17 protein-coding genes are annotated in these 20,893 nt (G+C 67.4%); 7 read left to right on the forward strand and 10 right to left on the reverse strand.

What is annotated here, in order from left to right:
* Nucleotides 1-223: 223 nt before the first annotated feature.
* A complete protein-coding gene (locus AB0C25_RS35870) occupies nucleotides 224-1,060 on the reverse strand; it encodes an aldo/keto reductase (protein ID WP_357379434.1) in 837 nt (278 codons plus the stop codon).
* A gap of 44 nt (nucleotides 1,061-1,104) precedes the next feature.
* Here AB0C25_RS35870 and AB0C25_RS35875 point away from each other — a divergent pair, with 44 nt between their 5' ends.
* Nucleotides 1,105-1,227 carry a hypothetical protein gene (locus AB0C25_RS35875; protein WP_357379436.1) on the forward strand — a complete coding sequence of 41 codons (123 nt, stop codon included), beginning with the start codon at nucleotides 1,105-1,107 and terminating at the stop codon, nucleotides 1,225-1,227.
* Nucleotides 1,228-2,231: 1,004 nt separating this feature from the next.
* A complete protein-coding gene (locus AB0C25_RS35880; protein ID WP_357379438.1) occupies nucleotides 2,232-2,516 on the forward strand; it encodes a hypothetical protein in 285 nt (94 codons plus the stop codon).
* A gap of 152 nt (nucleotides 2,517-2,668) precedes the next feature.
* Here the strand turns inward: AB0C25_RS35880 and AB0C25_RS35885 are convergent, their stop codons facing one another.
* The 5 genes from AB0C25_RS35885 to AB0C25_RS35905 form a co-directional block, all read right to left on the reverse strand.
* A complete protein-coding gene (locus AB0C25_RS35885) occupies nucleotides 2,669-4,156 on the reverse strand; it encodes a hypothetical protein (protein ID WP_357379440.1) in 1,488 nt (495 codons plus the stop codon).
* A gap of 241 nt (nucleotides 4,157-4,397) precedes the next feature.
* Nucleotides 4,398-4,796: a hypothetical protein gene (locus tag AB0C25_RS35890; protein ID WP_357379442.1), complete on the reverse strand. Its 399-nt coding sequence runs from the start codon at nucleotides 4,794-4,796 to the stop codon at nucleotides 4,398-4,400.
* Nucleotides 4,793-7,243 (reverse strand): AAA family ATPase, encoded by a 2,451-nt coding sequence (locus AB0C25_RS35895; RefSeq protein ID WP_357379444.1) that lies wholly within the window; start codon nucleotides 7,241-7,243, stop codon nucleotides 4,793-4,795. Before AB0C25_RS35895 ends, AB0C25_RS35890 begins: the two co-directional genes overlap by 4 nt.
* A gap of 117 nt (nucleotides 7,244-7,360) precedes the next feature.
* Nucleotides 7,361-7,984, reverse strand: coding sequence for a hypothetical protein (locus AB0C25_RS35900; protein ID WP_357379446.1), 624 nt, complete (start codon nucleotides 7,982-7,984; stop codon nucleotides 7,361-7,363).
* 82 nt (nucleotides 7,985-8,066) lie between these two features.
* Nucleotides 8,067-8,633 (reverse strand): DUF4352 domain-containing protein, encoded by a 567-nt coding sequence (locus tag AB0C25_RS35905; protein ID WP_357379448.1) that lies wholly within the window; start codon nucleotides 8,631-8,633, stop codon nucleotides 8,067-8,069.
* A gap of 102 nt (nucleotides 8,634-8,735) precedes the next feature.
* Here AB0C25_RS35905 and AB0C25_RS35910 point away from each other — a divergent pair, with 102 nt between their 5' ends.
* From AB0C25_RS35910 to AB0C25_RS35930, 5 genes are all read left to right on the forward strand, one after another.
* Entirely contained in the window at nucleotides 8,736-10,640 is a 1,905-nt protein-coding gene (locus AB0C25_RS35910) for an N-6 DNA methylase (protein WP_357379450.1), read from the forward strand.
* Between the two features lie 192 nt (nucleotides 10,641-10,832).
* Entirely contained in the window at nucleotides 10,833-11,252 is a 420-nt protein-coding gene (locus tag AB0C25_RS35915; RefSeq protein ID WP_357379452.1) for a YbaB/EbfC family nucleoid-associated protein, read from the forward strand.
* Complete coding sequence (locus tag AB0C25_RS35920) at nucleotides 11,242-11,574, forward strand: hypothetical protein (RefSeq protein ID WP_357379454.1); 333 nt, start codon at nucleotides 11,242-11,244, stop codon at nucleotides 11,572-11,574. The genes AB0C25_RS35915 and AB0C25_RS35920 overlap by 11 nt, the downstream gene beginning before the upstream one ends.
* Nucleotides 11,571-12,410 (forward strand): WXG100 family type VII secretion target, encoded by an 840-nt coding sequence (locus AB0C25_RS35925; protein ID WP_357379456.1) that lies wholly within the window; start codon nucleotides 11,571-11,573, stop codon nucleotides 12,408-12,410. Before AB0C25_RS35920 ends, AB0C25_RS35925 begins: the two co-directional genes overlap by 4 nt.
* Complete coding sequence (locus tag AB0C25_RS35930; protein WP_357379458.1) at nucleotides 12,407-17,320, forward strand: class I SAM-dependent DNA methyltransferase; 4,914 nt, start codon at nucleotides 12,407-12,409, stop codon at nucleotides 17,318-17,320. The genes AB0C25_RS35925 and AB0C25_RS35930 overlap by 4 nt, the downstream gene beginning before the upstream one ends.
* A 12-nt stretch (nucleotides 17,321-17,332) precedes the next feature.
* On the opposite strand, the gene AB0C25_RS35935 is transcribed toward AB0C25_RS35930, so the two are convergent.
* From AB0C25_RS35935 to AB0C25_RS35950, 4 genes are all read right to left on the reverse strand, one after another.
* Complete coding sequence (locus AB0C25_RS35935; protein ID WP_357379460.1) at nucleotides 17,333-17,911, reverse strand: hypothetical protein; 579 nt, start codon at nucleotides 17,909-17,911, stop codon at nucleotides 17,333-17,335.
* 44 nt (nucleotides 17,912-17,955) lie between these two features.
* Nucleotides 17,956-18,996: a ParA family protein gene (locus AB0C25_RS35940; protein ID WP_357379462.1), complete on the reverse strand. Its 1,041-nt coding sequence runs from the start codon at nucleotides 18,994-18,996 to the stop codon at nucleotides 17,956-17,958.
* A 517-nt stretch (nucleotides 18,997-19,513) separates the two neighbouring features.
* The gene (locus AB0C25_RS35945) at nucleotides 19,514-19,708 is read right to left on the reverse strand and encodes a DUF397 domain-containing protein (RefSeq protein ID WP_357379464.1); all 195 of its coding nucleotides are present in this window, start codon (nucleotides 19,706-19,708) and stop codon (nucleotides 19,514-19,516) included.
* Nucleotides 19,701-20,582: a helix-turn-helix transcriptional regulator gene (locus tag AB0C25_RS35950; RefSeq protein WP_357379466.1), complete on the reverse strand. Its 882-nt coding sequence runs from the start codon at nucleotides 20,580-20,582 to the stop codon at nucleotides 19,701-19,703. Before AB0C25_RS35950 ends, AB0C25_RS35945 begins: the two co-directional genes overlap by 8 nt.
* Between the last annotated feature and the right edge of the window lie 311 nt (nucleotides 20,583-20,893).

Here is a 20,893-nt window from a genome sequence, read left to right on the forward strand (position 1 = left end):
CTGGTCGGAGGCGGGTGTCTGGTTGAGCAGTATGACTCACAGGTATAAATATTCCTCTGAGTCATACCGCTCGACGTACCACCCGCCCGTCCGGAGGTGACGCTTCGTAGCGGCCACGCCAGGCCGCCCGTGCGCGGCCGTCAACCCGCGACAACCGGCAACCGGAGACCGGCGGACTCCGGAAAACGCGTGCGAGGTACGGATCGGCGGCCGTGCCGAGGACTCAGAACTCCTCGTACACCGCCGGGTCCTGGTCCGCGAGCCGCCCGTCGGGGCGGCCCAACGCGGTGATGGCCTCGACCTGCGCGTCGGTCAGCTTGATGCCGAAGACGTCCAGGTTCTCGACCTGCCGGTGCGGGGAGGCGGCCTTGGGCAGCGGAATCACCTGACGGGCCACGTGCCAGGCCAGGATCGTCTGTGCCGGGCTGACGCCGTGCGCGGTCGCGATCTCCACGACGACGGGGTGTTGCTGCAGGTCGTTGCCGTGGCCGAGTGGGCTCCAACCCTGCACCAGAATCCCGTGCTCCCGGTGGTAGTCGAGCGCCTCCTGCTGCGGAAAGTACGGGTGCACCTCGATCTGGTTGACCACCGGGGCGACCCCGGTCTCGGCCACCAACCGCTCGATGTGCTCCGGCAGGAAGTTGGACAGACCGATGTGCCGGACCAGGCCACGCTCGCGCGCCTCGATCAGCGCCCGCCACGCCTGCACGTACAGGTCGGTCTTGGGGTTCGGCCAGTGGATCAGGTACAGGTCGACGTGGTCGAGACCGGTGCGGAACACACTTTCCTCAATGGTGGTCAACGCCTCGTCGTAGCTGTGGTGCCGCCCCGGCAACTTCGAGGTGACGACCAGCTCGTCCCGCACGTCAACGGCCGACCGGGCGGCCCGGCCAACGGCGCCCTCGTTCTCGTAGTTGACCGCCGAGTCGATCAACCGGTAGCCCGCCCGGATCGCCTGCCCGATCGCGTCGACACCGGCCGAGCCGTTCAGCCGGTACGTACCGAGCCCGATCGCCGGCAGGGTGGTGCCGTCGGCTGCCGTGAGGTGGGGAATCGTCATGATTGGGACCCTACCCGCACGAGATGCGGGGCGACGGTGGCTCAATGTCGAGCGCACGCGACGGAACGAACAACCCGCCCGCCACCGTCGAGGACGCGAACGACCAGGGCGGTGCCGTGCGGCTCCCACTGAAGGTGAGGGGTGAGAGGCTCTTCGGCGACCCGTAGCCGAGGGGGCTCGTCGCCCGCTTTCCGGTGGTCGTCCCCGATACGTCGACCACCGGGAAAGCGGGAGCACCGAATCCGGGAAGGCAGATAACGGCGGGATTCAGCAGACGTGCGTCCGCCAACTCACCTTCGTCACGGTCATGGGAACGTAGAAGAATCCGTCACCAGGAGTAGCACAGTCCGTGCCGGTGAGAGTCCTTCCTTGGGTGGTGAACGACCAACTTATCTCGGCGTTCCGGTTCGTGTAGTTGTAGTAGTTGAAACCCGTGATGTTGCCGCTCCACTCGGTGGTGGTCACCAGGGACGGAGTCGCTGTAGGAACCCCGTTCGGGTGATCCCAGTGGGGCCAGACGCAGAATGTGCCCGGCTGGCAGTTCCCGGGTGGGTAGACGCCGGCCCCCGACTGGGGTGCCGCCGAGGCAGGCGGGGCAACAGCCAGCACACCTGCGATGACCCCGGCGATGGCGAAGGGTTTCAACAGCACGGCTACCTACTTCCATTGATAGGAATGAATCGACTTACGCTACCCCGGGAAATTTGCACCGTCAAGGATCTGCGCTCCCGCCCAGGTGGACGGTCGCAGCATTCGCAATAATGTGGACAATGCGTCACGATCGCCGCACCTTGCCACGACAGCAGGACCACCGGTCGGCGGCCAGGGGTCAGGGCGACGAGCTGCTCCCGCACCGCAGGCCGTGGCGCCTACGGTCACTGACGGCAGGACGCCAGCCGGGAACCCGGCCGCCGGCCGATCCGGCCACCTCCGAACGCCCCCGCGACTCGGGTTGCAGGCGACCAGCTCTGCGTTCGGGCCGCTCAGCGGCAGCGGTCGGTCAGCGGCGGGTTGCTTGACACGGGGAACATAATCGATGCAAGTAAATCTATCCCTGGGCTGAACGAGCTCCGGTCCCGTCCCTGAACACCGTTAGGAAGGGAAGCTCATGCGCAGATTTACCAGCCGAATCGCTGCGGGTCTCGCCGCGGCCTTGATCACCACACTGACCGTGACGATACCGGCGTCGCCCGCAGCCGCTGCCGAGACGCTCAAGGTTCCCGACACCGGCCTCGTCTTCTACCAGGCGTACACGCAGATCATCGTAGGCAGGCAGGCCACGCCCGACGGTATCTGCCGCCCGGTCCCGGCCGAGGCGATCTGGGCGATCGGCTGGAACGGCTTCGGTTCCGTCTCTGGCTACCGGACCCCCGACTGCACCGGCGCTGCGTCCGAGCTCAACAACTTCCACAGCTGGCCGTACGAGGGCTACTACCTCTCCTACCGGGCCGGTTGACCAGCGTTCCCGGTGGTCGATCGCGGACGGCCACCGGGAAAGCACCGATCCGGGATTGCCCGGATCACCCCGCCGGCCAGGCAGGCGACGCCGGGACGTTGCCGGGATGGCCAGAGTGGCGACCAGATGCAGGTCGATCCGGTCGCGGCCGGTTACCGGGTGATCGCCCGCTCAGTCGAGGGACCGCCGCTCAGCAGCGGGTCGGTACGCCGCTCGGTCTCGGGCAGATCCATCGCGGCGGCCAGGAGATTGGCGAGCCGACGGCTGTCGTCCAACCCCTGCCCCTTGCCGGCCCAGTCGTCGAAGGTGAGCCTGATGTTCTCGTCCGTCGTGATGATGTCCAGGACTGGGCCTCGCTTGTCGCGTTCGCGGAACCGCACGTAGCGAACGTCCGCGAGAGGGAACTCGCGCTCGATCGTGCCTTGTTTGCGAACTGAACTCTGTGCCGAGATGAAGAGACGTGCGGGTGTCACTCCCAGGTAGGCGTCCTCGCCGACCAGGCGGTCGAGATTGACATCGGCGATGGCCAGCAGGGGTTCCTCGCCTGGCACGACCCACCGGAGGATTCGCAGCACCTCGTCTGGCACAGCCTCGGCGAAAACGGTGAGAGGTGGATCCAGCGGAGCGGTTCGGGTGTGCACACGGTTGCGAAGAACTGCCACCCGCTCGGCCAACGCCTCGGCCATGTCGACAGCGTCTTTGATGTCCTGGCGCTTCGCGGTGAACGGCAGACTGAACTCGGCCGGAAGTTCGGCGATCAGACGGCATTGACGCTCAAGACCGGCAAGCAGATCCGCCACGTCCTCCATGGCCTGGGTGTGCTCGCGCTGCGTCTCGGCGACCAACTCGGCCAGCAGGCCTTCGTTCTCGGCGGCATGCGCCTCGTCGCGGCTGATGTGTCCTGCGCGCAACACCTGGAACCGATACCAGGACCACTCCGCCATGAGCATGCCGTGAGCGTCGGCGAGAATCTGCTCGACGTTCTTCTGAACGTAGGTGCGACGGCTCTGCCCGTCGGTATCGAGCGCCGTCCTGTGCCGGCGGACGAGCGAGGTGAAGAGATGCCGTTGCTTGCGCAGGTCTGCGTCCCTGGTCGCGATGGAGGCGAAGACGTGGTCGTTGACGCCCTTGGCCGCCTGGGCCTCCCGCACGGCGCGCAGCGTCGTCTCGTGCAGGCCGAGCAGCGTCGCCCACTGATCCTCGTGCAGTGCCCGGAGAACGTCACGAGTCAGTTGGACGTTCTCGTCCAGTCGACGTGAGATCGACGCCAGCTGCACCTGCAGCGCCAGGAGTGCGGCGGCCGGCCCGAGAGCGCTGAGGATGGACGCGGTCTGCGCCCCCGTCACGGGCGCCCACCGCACCAGGTTGGAGATCTTCCCGTTGCTGGTGACGAGCGCACCCAGGTTCCAGCTGCCCGACGTCATCGGTCGCGCCGTCTTGAGCAACTGCAACGTCTCGGGCGCCAGACGCACCAGGCCCTGCACTCTGGTCGCTCCCTGTGCGCCCTGCACGGCGAGATTGGCGATGCCCGAGGCCATCGCGAGCTTGTCGGTCAGGCCCTGGTCAGCGTGCGCACTCATCATTTCGAAGGGGATCACGTCGAAGCCGATGGGCGGCTGGTCCCCGAAGAGCACGGCCAAACCCGGTTCGATCTCGACGAGGCTGACGGTCGGCTCGTCGTCGGGGAGAACCGTGTTGTCGAGGGTGCCGTTGTCAACGGGTGTGGAGAGTTCGTTCTCGGATCCCTCGGCTTCGGGTGCCATCCCACATCCTTCATGATCGACAACGAGAGCATCACAGTACGTGTCAACGTGGTCACCCTGGCTCATCCGGAGCGGTACCTCATCGCGCGTAAGGTCCACACGCGAGTGACTGAACAGATCACCCGCGCGTCGTGGGCTCCAGTTGTACGAGCAGGGTGCTCACCTCGGTGTGGAGGCGACGCAGCTCCGCCGCCGTGGGAGCCAACTCGTAGCAGTGGTGGTGCGTGGCGGCGGACAGCGTCGCCCAGGCGAACGCCACCCGACGGGCGGTTTCGCCACCCGGGCCGAGCCGGCTCCGCAGCATCAACTGCTTCGCGCGGCCCTGCCGGCACGCCGCCACGGTCGGCTTCACCCGCCGCCAGTACGCGTCGATGCCGCCTTCGAGGGCGAGCCGGATCAGGCAGGCGCAGGCACGCGGCCACCAGCCCGCGGTGATCGCCGCGGCGCCGAGCAGACCGGTGCCGCGCAGCAACTGGTCGGCCGCCGCCAGGCAGCGCTGTGGCGTCAGGGCGGTCACGACAGCGCCGCCGCGAGGAGGCGGGCGTCCGCGACCAGTCCCGGCAGGTCCGCCAGGTACGCCCCGTGCACGCCTTCCCGACACGCCTGGTAGGCGTTCACCGCCCGCCGTCCGTGCCGGCGGAGGAGCCAGCCGAGCACGTCGCCGCCCTTGTCGGCGTCATCGAACGCCGCCAGAGCGACGGTGGTGGCGACCCGCCGGGACGCGTCCTCGATCGCGCTCTCGATGTCGGCGTGCGGTACGCCTCGCGCCACCCGGGTCCGCCAGACCGCCCGGTGGCAGGCCGCCTCCAGCGCCGAGCGGCACAGCTCCGCCACCACCGGTCCCCGCACCTCTGCGGTGATCTCCTCGTTGCGCGACAACGCGTACGCGTCGTCCAGGTAGCGGGTCACCGGGTCGGAGCCGGCTCGCAGCGTCACCACCGACTTCTCCGCGCGGGTCACCTCGATGATCCGCGCCTTGCCCAGGTCGAGGCGGCGAACCGCGTCCGGCAGCCGGGTGTCGTGGGTGAAGACCACCACCTGCCGCTGCTCGGCCAGCTCAGCGAGCACCCGGGCGAGGCCGTCCACCTTCGACGGGTCCATGCTCTGCACCGGGTCGTCGACGACGATGAACCGGAACGGGCTCTCCAGGGCGCAGCTGCGCGGCAGGAACGTGGCCAACCCGAGCGCCTGCATCTCACCCTGGCTCATCACGCCCAACGCCGTGCCGTTGTCGGCGCCGTCCACGCTGACCGGGAACGCCACCCGGCGCCGGGTGTTCGCGCCTTCCAGCGTCATCGCACCCAACTCGACGTTGCTCTCCTGCCGCAACTGCGCCCAGATCCGCTGCGATTGTCCGGCGAACGGCGCGACCCTCTCATTGCGGATCTCCGTACCGGCGTCCTTCAGCCACGCCCGCGCGGCCTTCAACCGGGTCAGGGCCGCCTCCCGCGCCGGCAGCCCGCCGGCCGCGGCCACCCACTCGCGCACGTCGGCCGCCGCCGTCCGCCAACCGGTGTCGCGCTGCCGCAGGAACCCTTCCGCGTACGCCCGGGCCGCGTCCGCCGCCGTCACCACCGCCGGGTACCGCGCGGCCAGGTGGTCGGCCAGCTCGGCCGGCTCCCCGGGTACGCGCCGCAGCGCGGCAACCGCGTCGTGCAGCACCCCGGCCGCCGGCTCCGACCCGGGTCCCTTCGGCACAACGAGGTCATCGATCAGGTGGTGCGTCTGCCGCAGCAGAGCCGTCAGCCGCGTCGTCGCCGTCTGGGCGGCGACGCTGCGCTGCCGCAGCTCGGTGAGCGACTGCGCGGCGGCCGCACGCCACCTACCGTCGAGGGTGCCGGCGGCGCACACCGGGCACGGCCCGTCGCCCTCGTCGTCGTGGTGTTCGAGGGCGAGACGGAGCAGCTCGGCGCTGCGCAGCGCCGCCCGGGACCGGCCCCCGTCGTGTCGCACCGCCTCGGTCGACGCCTCTCGCAGCTGACCGGCCAGCCGGTGCACCTCGTCGAGCGGCGGCGGGGCGAGGGAGGCGAGTTCTCGGCAGAGCAACACCGCCTGATCGGTGGTTGCCTCGTCCGGTTCGTCGAGGATCGCCGTAACCGCCGCGAGGTCGACCGTACCCCGGCCGCGCAGCAGCGTGGCGGTCCGCCGGGCCCGGTCGTCGGCGATCCCGTCGAGCGTGTCGACCAGGGTGTCGCGCTGTGCGCGTACCTCCTTGATTGTGGCGTCGTGCGGCCGGGCGGCGCGCAGCAGAAGCTTGTCGGCGTCGGTGAGCGCGTCCAGCCCGAGGATCGCGAAGAGCGCGTCGAAGAGCTGGCTCTGCGTTCCAGCGGCGAGCTTGCCCAGCTCAGCGGCGGTGAGGAACGGCCGGTACAGCTCCAGCGGGCGAGCCAGACCCAGCTCGGCGAGGTCCGCGTGCCGGCCCCGCGCGCTGGTGACGGTCACCTCGGCGTCGGCCAGTTCGGCTCCGACCGGCCAGGCGCGGTGCACCCGGGTCGGCGTGGCGACCCCGTCGACACGCAGCTCCACGTCGACCCAGCACGGGTCCGGGTTGTGCAGGTTGCGCCACCCGGTACGCCAGACGCTCGTCTTGTCGGCCCACCGGGCGCTGTCACCGGTGAGGGCGAGTTCGGCGGCCTCGGCGAAGCTGGACTTGCCGGAGCCGTTGCGGCCGACGACCAGGGTGAAACCCGGCCCGGGACCGATCTGGATGGTCCGTTCCGGTCCGACGCCGCGGAACCCGGCGACGGTCACCGACTTCAGCCAGATCCGTTCCGCTGGACCGTCGTCGGTGGGGGAGCGGGGGTCGAGGCGGGTGGGAGTGCCGGCGAGGGCTGCGGTCAGGTCGTCCTCGCCGCTGAGCGCGGCGAGGATCAGCTCGGCGGTCTCGGTCAGTACGTCAGCGTCAGCGAGCCGGTCGAAGATCAGCTCAATCAGGGGCGCGGTGGACTGCGGAGGCTGGGTCATGGTCGTCTCCAGGCGTGTGGTGTCCGCGGGCCGACGGCTCGTCGGCCTGCCCGGGTGAGCGGTGGACGTGGGCCGGCGACTGCCGGCGGAGGGCGGAGCGCTTACTGCTTGGGGCCTCTACAGTTCGGCTACGTCGGTCACGACGGCGGTGAGTTTGTCGGTGGACCGCTTGGTGCCGCCGTCCTCCTCCTGCTGCACCGAAGCGGTATCGCCGGTGACTTCAAAGGTGTTCACCATCGGGTCCTCGCCGCCGCGTACCTCGTAGGTGACCTCGTACGTCTTCGACGGATCCAGACCGGCGCCGATGTAGGTGACGTCGATCCGGTAGGTGATGTTGCACCCGGCGCTGCCGAAGCACTTCTTCTTGAGGATCTTGACGCCGAGATTGAAGTCCTTCTTCGTCGGCGAGTCGTAGGCAGCGGTGGTGGGGGCGGGGGCCGTGGTCGGGGCCACGGTGGACGGAGCGGGGGTCGAGGGTGCAGTCGAGCTGGGACGAGCTCCCGCCTGAGCAACCGGGTCGGCATCATCTCCGGAGAGGGCGATGATTCCGACGCCGCCACAGCACAGGGCGAAGACGACGGCCAGCCCACCGATCAGGTAGGCGCGGGTACGGGAGCGCCGCGCCGGCTTGGCGACGTTGGTCGACGTGTCTTCCGAGGTTGCTGCCACCGGAGCCGAGGGCGCGGGAGGAATCGGCGCGGTGGGCTGCTCGGGCGGCTCGGGGGTGATCGAGGCGGTCATGGCGAGGCTCCTTCTGTGAACGGGTGGGCTGTGAACAGCCGGGGCGGGCGTGGGCTGCCCGCCCCGGTCGGTGGGGGAGAGGTCAGCCGAGGGCGACGTCGACGCCGCCGGAGAACATCGAGTCGTGCAGCTCGAGCTTGGTGAGCTTGACGTTCTTCGGGATGTCGAAGACCACGACGCCGTTGACCTGGTTGCCGGGGTTGATGTCGTTGAGGAACGTCTCGGCGTTCTTGTTCGCGTAGATCGCCGCGCCGGAGTCGGCGGAGTACTCGGCGCCGTCGGCCGCGTACGCCTTCTGGCTGCTGCCGTCGAACATCTGCGCTTCCTTGCCGATGTTTTTCACGTTGAGCGTGACCAGGCAGAACTGGCCCTGCGCCTTCTGGCCGAGCGGGTCACTGCCGACCTTGGCCACGCCGCACTTGGTGGACTTCACCGTGAACTCGAACTTCCCGTCGCGGGCGGGCTGGCCGATCTTGGCGGTCTTCGCCTTGTCCTCGTCCTTGACTTCGTCCTTGCCGCTGGCGGAGGTGCCCGCGTTGGCGCCGCTCTCGTCGCCGCTGGAGCTGCTCGTCTTGTCGGCGGCACCGGAGCCGCAGCCCAGGGCGACGAGGCCGGTGGCGAGCAGAGCGAGAGTGATGGTCTTGCGCATCGTTGTCCTCCTGAGGTGAGCGTTGCGGGGTCAATAAGAGCATCGTCCGACAACACTGTCAACAGACATTCTCGTGCTTGACAGGTATGCGAGACTTTCGGCGTGGAGAACCCGACCATCACGGCAGCGGAGATCGCCCGGCTCGCCGGTGTCGGTCGCGCTGCGGTCAGCAACTGGCGTAAACGGCACCCCGACTTCCCCGCCCCGGTGGGCGGGACGACGGCGAGCCCCGAGTTCGACCTGATCCAGGTCGAGCAGTGGTTACGCACCCAGGGCAAGCTCCCCGAGCTGGCCACCGCCGACCGGCTCTGGCGGCACCTCGCCGCAGCCAGCGACTCCGCAGCCGGCGGTCTCGCCGCCGTCGGCGCCCTGCTGTTGGCCCGTCAACGTGGCTCCCGCAGCGGCAGCGTCGACGCGCAGCTCGCGCCACTCCGGCCCGACGTCGACGCCCTCGCCGACGAGCTGGGCGCGCAGGGCGCGTTCGACGAGCTGTGGCAGCGGTTCTCCGCACCAGGCCCCGGCCGCCCCTTCGCCACCCCCGACGACCTCGCCGACCTGATGATCGGGCTCGCCAGCGTCGGCGGCGGATCGGTCCTCGACCCGGCCGCCGGCTCCGGCGCCATCCTGCGAGCCGCCGTCCGCGCCGGCAGCACCTCCGTCTACGGACAGGAACTCGACGAGGACCTGGCCCGACTCGCCGGCCTGTGGCTGGCCCTGCACGACGTACCCGGAGAAGTCAGCACCGGTGACTCACTGCGCGCCGACGCCTTCGCCGGCCGCACCGTCGACGCCGTCGTCTGCCACCCACCCTTCGGCGCCACCAACTGGGGCGACGAGGAACTCGGCCACGACCCCCGCTGGATCGTCGGCACCACACCCCGTACCGAACCGGAGCTGGCCTGGGTGCAACACGCCCTGGCGCACCTGCGGGTCGGCGGGCACGCCGTCCTGCTGATGCCACCCACGGTCGCCAGTCGCCGTGCCGGCAAACGCATCCGCGGCGAACTGCTGCGCCGAGGCCACCTGCGCGCCGTCATCGCGCTTCCGCCGGGCGTGGCAGCGCCGCACGGCGTACCCCTGCACCTGTGGGTGCTGCGCCGCGCCGCGACGGACGCGCCGCCACCGGCGCGGGCGCTGCTGATCGACGCCGCCGGCGGCGACCTCGCCGACACCGCACCGCGCGTGCTGACCGCGTGGCGGGCCTTCGCCGCCGCCCCCGACGGCGACGTCGAGGAGGCCGGGTTCGCCCGCGCGGTCCCGGTCATCGAGCTGCTCGACGAGGAGGTCGACCTCACCCCCGCGCGCCGGCAACCCGCCGTCGTGGGCGAGGCATCGGGAGAGCATCTGGTACGCACCAGAGAACGACTGGCCGCCATCGTCGGCGAGCTGCCGGCGCTACTACCGCAGGTCGCGCCCGCACCCGACGGGCCGGCTGGCCTCTTCCTCACCGTGGGGGAGTTGGCGAAGACCGGGGCCCTGCAACTGATCGGCCCGGTCCGCGCCGGCACCTCCACACCCGCCCCCGACGGACCACCGGTGCTCACCGTCCAGGACGTGCTCGCTGGGGAGGAGGCGTCCGGAAGGGTCGACGACCGGTTCGGCCAGGAGATCCGCCTCGCGGTGGGCGACGTGGTGGTGCCGATGATCGCGCGGCAGCTCACCGCACGGGTGGTCACCACCGAGGGGGCGCTGCTGGGACGCAACCTCTACCTGCTGCGGCCGTACTCCGGGGCGCTGGATCCGTGGTTCCTCGCGGGGCAGTTGCGCACATCCGCGAACGAGAAGCAGTCGTCGAGCCTGTCGGGGACGATGCGGTTCGACATTCGACGGGCGCAGGTGCGCCGGCTGTCGCTCGACGAGCAGCGGGCCCATGGGGAGGCGTTCCGGCGTCTCAATGCGTTCGAGTCAGCGATCCGGCAGGCTGCGTCGCTCGGGGCGGAACTGGCGCAACTGACCGCTGACGGACTGGCGCGGGGGGCCCTGCGACCAGACGCCGACGCCCGGTAAGGCGATGCCTTTGCCGTTACTCAGGCCGCCAAGCGTGATCCTGGCGCTTCCGGCCTACCATGTCATCGATCGGTGCCCCTGGTCCGCCCTGTCGATGCGGTATGTGATGGCTGAGGGACACCGCCCATCGCGATTGTGGTGCACAGTGGAGGGCTGAGCGGGGCACCGAGGTCGTAGCGGGGAGGGTGCGGAGTGTTTGGACGAGATCCGGACGCGGCCCAGGAAATGCTGCACTCCTGGACAGCGGAGCTGTCGACACGCGCTCAGTCCGCCGCCGACCTGTCGGAGCGGGTCGCGGCCATCACGGCGTCGGCAACCGGCGCGGAGGGTGCAGTGCGCCTGACGGTCGCCGCCTCCGGGGCGCTTACGGACCTGCGATTGGACGACCGCGTTCAGCGGATGCGTAGCTCCGAACTTGCCAGCATCATCATGGCCACCGTCGCCCGTGCGCAGGCCGGGTTGACCGAACAGGTGACTGTTGCGGTGCACGACACCGTGGGCACCGACTCGGAGACCGGGCGGGCGGTCACCGACACCTTTGCCAGGCGCTTCCCCCCGCCCGTTGACGAGCAGCCCGATCGGTGGGAACGGGACGCCAGAAGTGGCTGGTGACGCGGAGATGCAGATGTCGGCGGGGGCGGTGATTCGGCACGCCGCGACGGTCGACGACGCCGCCGACAAGATGGAAACCGCTCGTGGAGCGGCGGCATACGCGCAGATGGGCGCGGAGGCGTATGGGCAGCTCTGCCGATTCCTGCCTCATTTGATCGACCCTGTGGCGGACAGGGCGGTGACCGCGCTGCGAGAGTCCGCTATGGCGCTGCGTGAGGCGGCAGCGGACCTACGAGCGGTCGCTGCCGCGACGGAAGCGACCGACGCGGCGAGCGCACGGCTACTTAACAACAGTGGTGGGCGGTTGGGTCTGCCGCTGTGACGGACACGGCGGCCAACCCGCTGGTGGCGGCGCGCCACGACTCGACCCGGTGGTACACCGGGCTCGGATTGGTGGAGGACGTCGCCGACACGGTGTCGGGGATCGAGTCGGGCAGCTGGATCGACTCGACGATCGGTGGCGTCGCCACCTCGATGGACGCTCTGGCCACCGTGCTCGACCCGCTCGGTTCGCTTGTCAGCTGGGGCGTCGGCTGGTTGCTCGAACACGTCAAGCCGCTGTCGGACGCGCTGGACTGGCTGGCCGGCGACCCGGACCAGATCGACGCCTACGCGCGCACGTGGCGCAACGTCGCGAAGCAGAGCACCGATGCGCATGCCGACCTGCAAGCGGGCGTTCCCATGCAGCTTGCCGAGTGGGATGGCGCCTCGGCGCGGGCCTACCAGGCGTATATGGCACGCCAGGTGCGGGCGATGGAGGGCATCGCGCGGGCCGCTGGCGGCATCGCCTCACTGGTGGAGGGTGCCGGGCTGTTGGTCGCGTTGGTCCGCGAGCTGGTTCGGGACCTGATCGCGGACTTCGTCTCGGTGCTGGCGGTCAGGCTGCCGCTCTGGTTGGCCGAGGCCGGTGCGACGCTGGGCATCGCGACGCCGTTGGTGATCTCCCAGGTGAGCAGCCTGGTGGCCAAGTGGGCGGCACGGATCAGCAGGTTGATCAGCCTCGATGAGCTGCCCGGCGCGCACCGGGAGAAGCGCCGTCAACGCGTCGACACCACCGTCCAGGAGCAGCACGACCTGCTCGACCGCCTGGAAACCGCCGGCGACCCGCTGTTGCGGGTGCTCGCCGTCCTCGTACCGTCGCAGGAGAACGCCGCATGAGCTTCGAGTCGCTGACCAACCGTGGCGAGTACCTCTCCGCGCACTACCTCGCCGAGATCCTGCCCACCACCCTCAAGGGTGGTCTGCTCAAGCAGTGGGCCGAGGACGAGAAGTCCGGCCGGGTCACGCCGCGCGCCGGGCTGCGCGGCATGCGCCGGCAGTACTTCGACGCCAAGACCGAGCTGACCGACGACGACTTCTTCGACCCGGAGCGGCTGCGCAAGCAGCACCAGGACGTGCTGCGGGCGCTCGGCTTCGACCCGCAACCGCAGACCATCACCGTCGAGCGCAACGGCCAGGAGTACGAGGTCAGCGTCGCCCACGCCGAGCTGACCACCGCGCACGGCATCGTCGCGTTGGACTGCGGTTGGGCGGTCGACACCGAGGCCGCACAGGACCCGGACGGTGCCGGCCGCCTGCTCGACCCGCTCACCCTGTCGAGCACCGAGACCATCGAGACGGGCGCCAAGCTCGCCTCGTTGCTCTTCGCCGCCGACAGCCCGAAGCCCCGCTACGTGCTGATCCTCAGCGGCGGCGTGATCACCCTCGCCGACTGCACCGTCTGGGGCGAGGGCCGCTACCTGGCCGTCAGCCTCGACACCACATACGCCCGCAACGACGACAAGGAACTCGACGTCGTCGCCGCGCTCTTCGGCGCCGACTCGCTGCGTCCGCCCGCCGAGGGCGGCACCGAACCCCTCGCCGACCTCGTCGCCGGCTCCCGCCAGCACGCCGTCGGTGTCTCCAGCGAACTCCGCGTAGGCCTGAAGGATTCTGTCGAACTCATCGCCAACGAGGTCCTCGACCAGATCCGGCGGGCCGGCTACCACCCACAGCAGGTGATGGACCTCGACGAGCTGGCCAAGGAGCTGGGCCGGGAGTCGCTGCGCTACCTCTACCGGATCCTGTTCCTGCTCTACGCCGAGGCCCGCCCCGAATTGGGCGTGCTGCCGGTCAACGACCCCCAGTACGTCGAGGGCTACAGCCTCGCCCGCCTCGGTGACCTCGTCTCCCGCAGGCTCGCCCCCTCCGCCGAGGATGGGACCCACCTGTACGAGTCACTCGACCTGCTGTTCGGCATGGTCAACGAGGGGCACCGGCCACGCGGCGGCGCGGACGTCGAGGAGAAGGCCAGCGAGGGGGAGGGTCTGCGCTTCGAGCCGATGAAGTCGGATCTGTTCCTGCCGGAGAAGACGAAGCTCATCGGCCGGCTGATCGCCGAACCGGGCAGCGACCCCGACGACGAGCACGCCCCGAAGATCGACACGCGGCTGCGCAACAAGGTCCTCTACGAGGTGCTGCGCCGGCTGATGCTCACCAAGGGCGGCAAGAAGCGCCGCGGCGGCTTCATCTCGTACGCCCAACTCGGCATCAACCAACTCGGCGCGGTCTACGAGGGCCTGATGTCGTACACCGGCTTCGTCGCCACCGAGCAGCTCTACGAGGTCGCCAAGAACGGCGACCCGAAGGACGGCTCGTGGATGATCCCGGCCTCCAAGACCGACGAGTACGACGACAACGTCTTCGTCTACAAGGAGAACCTGTACACCGGCGTCCGTAGCCGGGTCTGCTACGAGCCGGGACAGTTCGTCTACCGGCTCGCCGGCCGCGACCGGCAGACCAGCGCCTCCTACTACACCCCGCAGTCGCTCACCGAGGTCACCGTTCAGCTCGCCCTCAAGTACCGGCTCGACCAGGACGACACGATCACCCCGGCCCGCGAGTTGCTGGACTGGACCATCTGCGAGCCCGCGCTCGGCTCCGGCGCCTTCCTCAACGAGGCGATCAACCAGGTCGCCGCCGAATACCTGCGCCGGCGGCAGAAGGAACTCGACACCACTCTCGACCCGGAGCAATACCACCTCGAACTCCAGCGGGTGAAGGCGTACATCGCCCTGCACAACAGTTACGGCGTCGACCTCAACCGCACCGCCGTCGAGCTGGCCGAGGTGTCGCTCTGGCTCAACGTCATGCACGCCGGCCTGCAGGCACCCTGGTTCGGCCTGCACCTGCAACGCGGCAACTCCCTCATCGGCGCCGGCCGCAAGACCTACGGCCCGAAGCAGCTCGCCGACAAGTCGTGGCTCACCACCGCCCCGAAGGAGCAGCCCTTCCGGGACGGGCCGATCGACGAGGGCACCATCCACCACTTCCTGCTCCCCGCCGACGGCTGGGGCGCGGTCGCGGGGGAGAAGGAGGCCCGCGAGCTGGCGCCGGCCGAGACCGCGAGACTAAAGGCATGGCGTACGGCGATGAAGCGCACGCCGTCCGCCAAGGGAAAGAACTCGCAGGTCCAGCGGTTGCAGGCGCTTGCTCGGCGGGTCGAATTCCTGTGGGGGCTGGTGCAGCAGCGGCTCGACATCTCCGAGCGGGAGATCCGCCGCGACATCGCGGTTTGGGGTGCCGAGGACCTGCCGCAGGTCACCGAAGCCGTGCCTCGGGAAGAGATCCTCGCCGACCTGACCGCGCCTGGGACTCCGTACTGGCGGCTCAAGACGCTGATGGACGTGTGGTGCGCGCTGTGGTTCTGGCCGCTGGACAAGGTCGGGCTGCTCGACGGCACCGACCCGGTCTACCCGGCTGCGCCCGTCCAGGTCTCGCACATCAAGGACGAGCCGGCGTACGAGGAACCAGTGGTCTACGAGGCGGCAGACTTCTTCGGCCATGTGCAGCCGCAGCAGATGAAGCTCCCGACGAAGGCTACGGGCACCCGGCGGATGACGGTGGCGGAACAGCTTCGCCAACAGGTTCCGCTGTCCAACATGGACGATTGGCTGACGTTCGCCGAAGCGGTCGTCGGCCGGACCGATGTCGACGAGAACACCGAGAGGTTCTACGGCCGGACGCTCACGAGCCTGAGCGAGATGAGCGAACTCGAGCAGAAGCTCGACGGCGTGATTGGCGTGGATTCGCCGTGGACGCTTTCCGACCGGTTCCCCTGGCTGCTCGCCGCTGACCAGATCGCCGATCAGCAGGGCTTTTTCCACTGGGAACTCACCTTCGCCCAAGCGTTCGCCAATGGCGGCTTCGATCTGCAGGTCGGAAATCCCCCGTGGGTCCGGCCCGACTGGAAGCAGGACGACGTGCTCGCCGAGTACGAGCCATGGTTCCGACTGGCCGATAAGCCGCCGGTAGAGCTGTGGCGGGAGCGCAAGTTTGCGCAGCTCGCCAACCAGACCACGAGGTCGGACTTCCTCGGACAGCTGACGAGCAACGCCGCCCTGGTCGCCGCGCTTGTGCATCCGGGCAGCTATCCACTGCTGGTCGGCACGCGGCCGGACCTCTATCGAGCGATGGCGTGCCGGGTCTGGTCACACCTTGGCCGGTCAGGCACAGCGGGCTTGATCCATCCGGACACCCACTTCGGAGGAGCGAAGGAGGGGCCGCTGAGGGAGGCGGCCTACCGCCACCTCCGCGTCCACGGTGGCTTCGTCAACCAAGCCAACTGGGCGTTTGAAGGCGCGAATCATACCGTCGAGTTCGGCGTGCACATCTACGGTCCGTCACGCGAGGTCAGTTTCCGGCACCTCAGTCAGCTCTACGGCGCCCGCGTGCTGTCCGACTCGCTCGACCACGACGGAGTCGGGCCGGTTCCCGGCCAGAAGCACAATGGGAGATGGGACCTCCGGCCGCATCGGTCCCGTGTTGTCGAGGTGGACGATGCCACTCTGGAAGTCTGGCAACGGCTGAGGGGCGACACGGACAGCACGGTGGGTCGCGCCGCGCTGCTGCATCCGGTCACCGTCGATGAGGAGCACGCCATCGCTGCCCTCGCCGCCGTGAGGCGCCGCCTAGGCGACGGGAGGCTGTGGATCAGTCCTGGTTACAACGAGGCGAACGGCAAGAAGGACGGTCTGATCCGTTGGCAGCAAGGCCAGCCCGACTCACTCGATGGGCTGGTGCTGCAAGGGCCACACCTCGGCATCGCCACGCCCTTCGTCAAGCAGCCGCGGGTCCCATGTCGAAGCAACCAAGACTGGATTGCAGTCGACCTCACGTCACTGCCGCAGGATTTCGTTCCCGGCGCCAACTACGTGCTTGCGGGTGTCGAGGAACAGACCAGGAAGGCGCAGGACGTCTGGGACGGAGTGCGATACACCGAGCGGTATCGCGTGGCGTGGCGATGCATGATCGCCTTCGATACCGAGCGTTCCCTTTTCGCTGCGCTGATTCCGCCCGGAGCCGCACACGTTCACGCGGTGCACAGCATGGCCCTGGATGACGATCGGACAACCGCGCTGTCGGCCGGGTTCTGGGCCGCACTACCACTGGACTATCTGGTGCGCATCACCGGCCGGTCGCATCTTCAACTGGGCGAGGCGCGGGTGATGCCGGCGCCGGCTGTCGACCATCCGTTGGCGCCGAGCCTGCTGCTGCGCACACTGCGTCTCAACTGCGTCACGAACGCGTACGCCTCTCTGTGGAACGGGTTGTTCGACGCCAATTGGTCGATCGATCGGTGGGCCATGGCATGGCCGAACCTCAGCTCACTCGGCGAGGTGGAGCCGGCGTGGAGTTCCGCCACCGCACTGCGGAGCGAGCGGGACCGACGAGCGGCTCTGGTGGAGATCGACGTCCTGGTCGCGGTGTGGCTGGAGATTGGTATCGATGAGTTGCTGGCAATGCTGCGATCGCGGTATTCGATCCTGATCGACCGCGAGGACCAGATGTGGTTCGACGCGTCCGGGCGACGCATCACGGCCGACTCCCGCGTGTTCGGGCACGGGCAGACGAAGCAGCACTACGAGCACTTGATGGCGTACCTCGACGACCCGGAGCGCAACCCGGTGCCCGATGGCTACACCACGCCGTTCTACAAGGCGGATCGGGAGACTGAATATCGACAGGCGCATGCCGTGTTCAGCAAGCGGCTTCAGGATGCGACCGACGCGGGCTGGCAGACGTCGTAGGCCGTCAGCCCTCTACGTGACCGCAATTATTGCTTCAGCAAGCTGCTCTAGAAAATCTAAGCTCTGCCGGACCATGGGTTCTTCAATGGGGTACCTCGTCCTGGGGGGCGTCGGATCGGTGTCTGCCTCATGCGCAATCTTGTTGCGGCGATCAACAATCAGCTTCAGCTGACGTTTGAGGTCTTCGTGTTTCCGGTTCAGGTGGCCACCGACTGCGGGCCACACGCTTGCATCCGTAACCAGCCTAAGCGCATCCGCGACTTTGTCGGGATTTTGGAAGCTTAAATAGCCGTGCTGTTCTCGAATCTCTGACTCAAGCCAGGAAACGCCGGATCCAGCCAACGCTTGATTTACGGAGTCCAAGCTAACGCGAAACCTTACGTAGCCTTTGGCCATTGGATGAGATCCCTGCTGTGTCAAGATCATCCGAGCGCAAACTTCCTCGTGAATAAAGTGGTCGAAAGCGCTCACGCCTTGGACAAGAGACGCACGCAGTAAGTCATCAGTGTTAATCGCGGTGGTTACTTGGCGGGCAAGTGCAATGGCGGTCGCAGAAAGATTTCGCGCATAGGCCATATTCTTCCTAAACATGACCAACTCCGCAGCTGGCATTCTTGGCGTACTCTCTCTCGACGTCAGGCTGCAGTCATTCTCGCCACCCTGCTTGCCAGCGCACTAAATTCGCGATGGAAGGCATCTCGCGACTCTTCACTATTTTCAAGAACAGTGCCAACCGCCTTAAGTTGCTGCACCGTCAGCGCAAAAACCGGAGTCAGAAATTCTTGAGAACGCGAGATTAGGCTGTTGAAGTCCGCGATTAGGGCGAGATTTAGTGTGTCGTCCACCCCTGCGGACCGATACACGGTCTGAGGCAACAGAAGATCCGCCTTCTCTAGGGCCGGTCGCAGCCTGGACCTGACCGTCGAGCCCGCCTCATCAATCCATTTCTGGAAAGCAGTCGCGGGTCTCCCGTTACGTGGCCGAAACTTCTGAACAACAGTTCCAAGAACCTTCAGGTTGGGCTGAGGGAACGGGTAAGCGGCGTCCTGCAACACAGGCAGCTTGCTGGCTTGAACTGCCCACTGCTTCCACCTCGGCAACACTCGCGAGAGAGAATCAAGTGCCATTACCGAAAAGACATCCGGAGACGTTGGAAGTATGAGATAGTCGCTAGTCATCACCAAGTTCTGGTTGATGGGACCAAGGCCGGGGCTCATATCTATTAGAACGAAGTCGGCATCAATCTCCTTCGCAGTGCGATCTATCAAGAACACCAGGCTCCCTGGCAGGTTTTGTAGGGCCTGAATTGCTGCCGAAAGCTCTTGGGCAATACCTAATGTCACTTCGTATTCGGAGAGCCGCAGATCGCCAGCCAACAGGTAGAGGCCGGGACGCCCTTTGACCTGAACCGCTTCCACTGCTTCAATGGACCGAGGCTGCGCTTCAAAGGCCGGCGTCAAGCCAGATCGAATGGTGTTTTGGCCCTGCTCTTCGTAGAACGACTCAAGCTCGTCCGCCCCCTTGAACCCAAGCACCATCCCAGTCAAATTGCACTGGGGATCGGAGTCAACCATCAGGACGCGATGCCCTTGCTCGGCGAGCATCCAACCCACATTAAACACCGTGGTGGTCTTACTTACGCCACCCTTGTGATTGAACAACGCAATCTTCGGCATTCAGACTCTTTTCTGGCGCTGACAAGCGGCGCAACTAGTTGATGCTATGATACCGCACTGTGTAACTATACGCTGGAAGCACCCAGAAGCATGACCGCGCAGTGAAGGTCACCGGACAATCGCACTGTTCCCGGAGGCATGTGGCGAACGATTCCGGCAGGCAAAGCCATGGCGAGCGCGGATGCGGAGTTATCGCTAGTAGTTGCCTCTGCTGGCCACCGTGAGGAACGCAGTCTGCGGGGATTCACGCCGCCGTTCAACAGATTGTGTAAATCCTGCCTGCTCAGGGCAATTTCCTGAGCAGGCAGTAGACCCTGTTTGGGCTGTCTCTAACGAAGATTTGCCAGCTTTGGGCGTTGCCCTGGCTTCCACATACACGATGGCTTCTGCCGCTGTTCCTGTCGCAAACCCGGAGGTCGGGCAGGGGTCGGGAGTCTGCGGCGGTGAGCGCCTCATGACTCAGAGGTGAGGGCTGTGCACCCGGCTGCGGCGCCGGGTGCACCGTGAGCGGAGCCATCTAACGAATGAACTTGTGAGAACGGACGAAGCTGGTCCAAGCGGTGGGGGAGAATGTGAGGGCGGGTCCGGCTGGGTCCTTGCTGTCGCGCACGGCGACGAGGCCGGGCAGGTTGTCGGCGACCTCGACGCATGCACCGCCGTTGTCGCCGCTGCGGGTGCTCTTGCGCCACTGGGCGCCGGTCAGCTCAGCCATGATGAACCTCTTCGACGATCTTGTTGATGAGTTGCCTCGATTGTTGCTCATCGAGAGCCAGAGACGTAAGGCTGGCCCACACCTTCTCGTAGGCGGCCATCTCCTCGGGCCGGTCGAGGTACAGGGCACCCGTCAGCGACTCGCTGTAGACGACGGATGGCTCCGGAACGACTCGGTTGGTCAGCGGGAAGTCGAGCATCATGAAGGTGCCGGCGAGTGCGCCGTAGTGCGCCCCGACTGATAGCGGCAGGATCCGGATGGAGAGGTTCGGTAGACCAGCGAGGTCGTTCAGGTGGCGAAGCTGTTCGACCATCACCGCCCGGCTGCCGATCTGCTTGATCAGTAGCGCCTCGGCGAGCACTGAGCTGAGTTGAGGTGCCTTCGGCAACCGTCGCCGTAGGAGATCCTGCCGCTGGAGCCGGATGCTGATGTGTTGGTCTATCTCGTCATCGCTCATGTCGGTGCGGTTCTGAAAGACACCTCGGGCATACGCCTCTGTTTGCAAGAGACCGGGGATCAGCGACTCGTCGTACCCCCGTAGTCGTGACGCGGCGGATTCCAGGCCGACGTACAGCTCGAACCAGTCGGGGACGGCGTCGCCGTACGAGTGCCACCAGCCCTTGGCCTTGGTCTCGGCGGCCAGGGCGCTGAGGGCGCCGGTCAGGTCGGGCGTCGCCCCGTACAGGTCGCACATGGCTTTGGCGTCGAGGGTGCGGACCGGGCCGAGGCCGTTCTCGATGCGCCACATCTTCTGCCGGCTCCACTGCATCGCCTCGGCCGCGCCGTCCAGCGTCATCCGCGCCTCGGTGCGCAGCTCGCGCAGCGCCCGCCCGAGCTGCCGTCGCGGCACTGTCGATCCCATGTCGTCGGCCATCGGCTCCCGCCCTCTCCATGTTGCATTTTGTTACATCCGGACGCCATCGGTGAAACGCGCGGCCGTTGCTCCTGAGAATCAATTTCAATGGGTGCTGGCACGCGAGGCGATCACGCCTCTGACCATACAAGACACCCCCGACAGCAGCCATGACCGCGCAATTCCCACGCGCGTCTATTCGGCGTACTGTCGAGGGTGGAATGGTGTGGGTGAGGTTAGTACTCCAGCAGGAGATCCGTTCTGACCTGCTGCGGCGGTGTGGTTTTGTCCGTGGGCAGGGAGCAGCCACCGCTGAGTCTCGTGGTTGTGTG

The organism is Micromonospora sp. NPDC048839 (genome assembly GCF_040649915.1).
Classification (GTDB): Bacteria; Actinomycetota; Actinomycetes; order Mycobacteriales; family Micromonosporaceae; genus Micromonospora.

Bases quoted from the DNA above. Each gene is read 5' to 3' on its own strand.
- AB0C25_RS35870 (WP_357379434.1), bottom strand. From the start codon at position 1,060: ATGACGATTCCCCACCTCACGGCAGCCGACGGCACCACCCTGCCGGCG.
- AB0C25_RS35875 (WP_357379436.1), top strand. From the start codon at position 1,105: ATGTCGAGCGCACGCGACGGAACGAACAACCCGCCCGCCACCGTCGAG.
- AB0C25_RS35895 (WP_357379444.1), bottom strand. From the start codon at position 7,243: ATGACCCAGCCTCCGCAGTCCACCGCGCCCCTGATTGAGCTGATCTTC.
- AB0C25_RS35900 (WP_357379446.1), bottom strand. From the start codon at position 7,984: ATGACCGCCTCGATCACCCCCGAGCCGCCCGAGCAGCCCACCGCGCCG.
- AB0C25_RS35905 (WP_357379448.1), bottom strand. From the start codon at position 8,633: ATGCGCAAGACCATCACTCTCGCTCTGCTCGCCACCGGCCTCGTCGCC.
- AB0C25_RS35930 (WP_357379458.1), top strand. From the start codon at position 12,407: ATGAGCTTCGAGTCGCTGACCAACCGTGGCGAGTACCTCTCCGCGCAC.
- AB0C25_RS35935 (WP_357379460.1), bottom strand. From the start codon at position 17,911: ATGTTTAGGAAGAATATGGCCTATGCGCGAAATCTTTCTGCGACCGCC.
- AB0C25_RS35940 (WP_357379462.1), bottom strand. From the start codon at position 18,996: ATGCCGAAGATTGCGTTGTTCAATCACAAGGGTGGCGTAAGTAAGACC.
- AB0C25_RS35945 (WP_357379464.1), bottom strand. From the start codon at position 19,708: ATGGCTGAGCTGACCGGCGCCCAGTGGCGCAAGAGCACCCGCAGCGGC.
- AB0C25_RS35950 (WP_357379466.1), bottom strand. From the start codon at position 20,582: ATGGCCGACGACATGGGATCGACAGTGCCGCGACGGCAGCTCGGGCGG.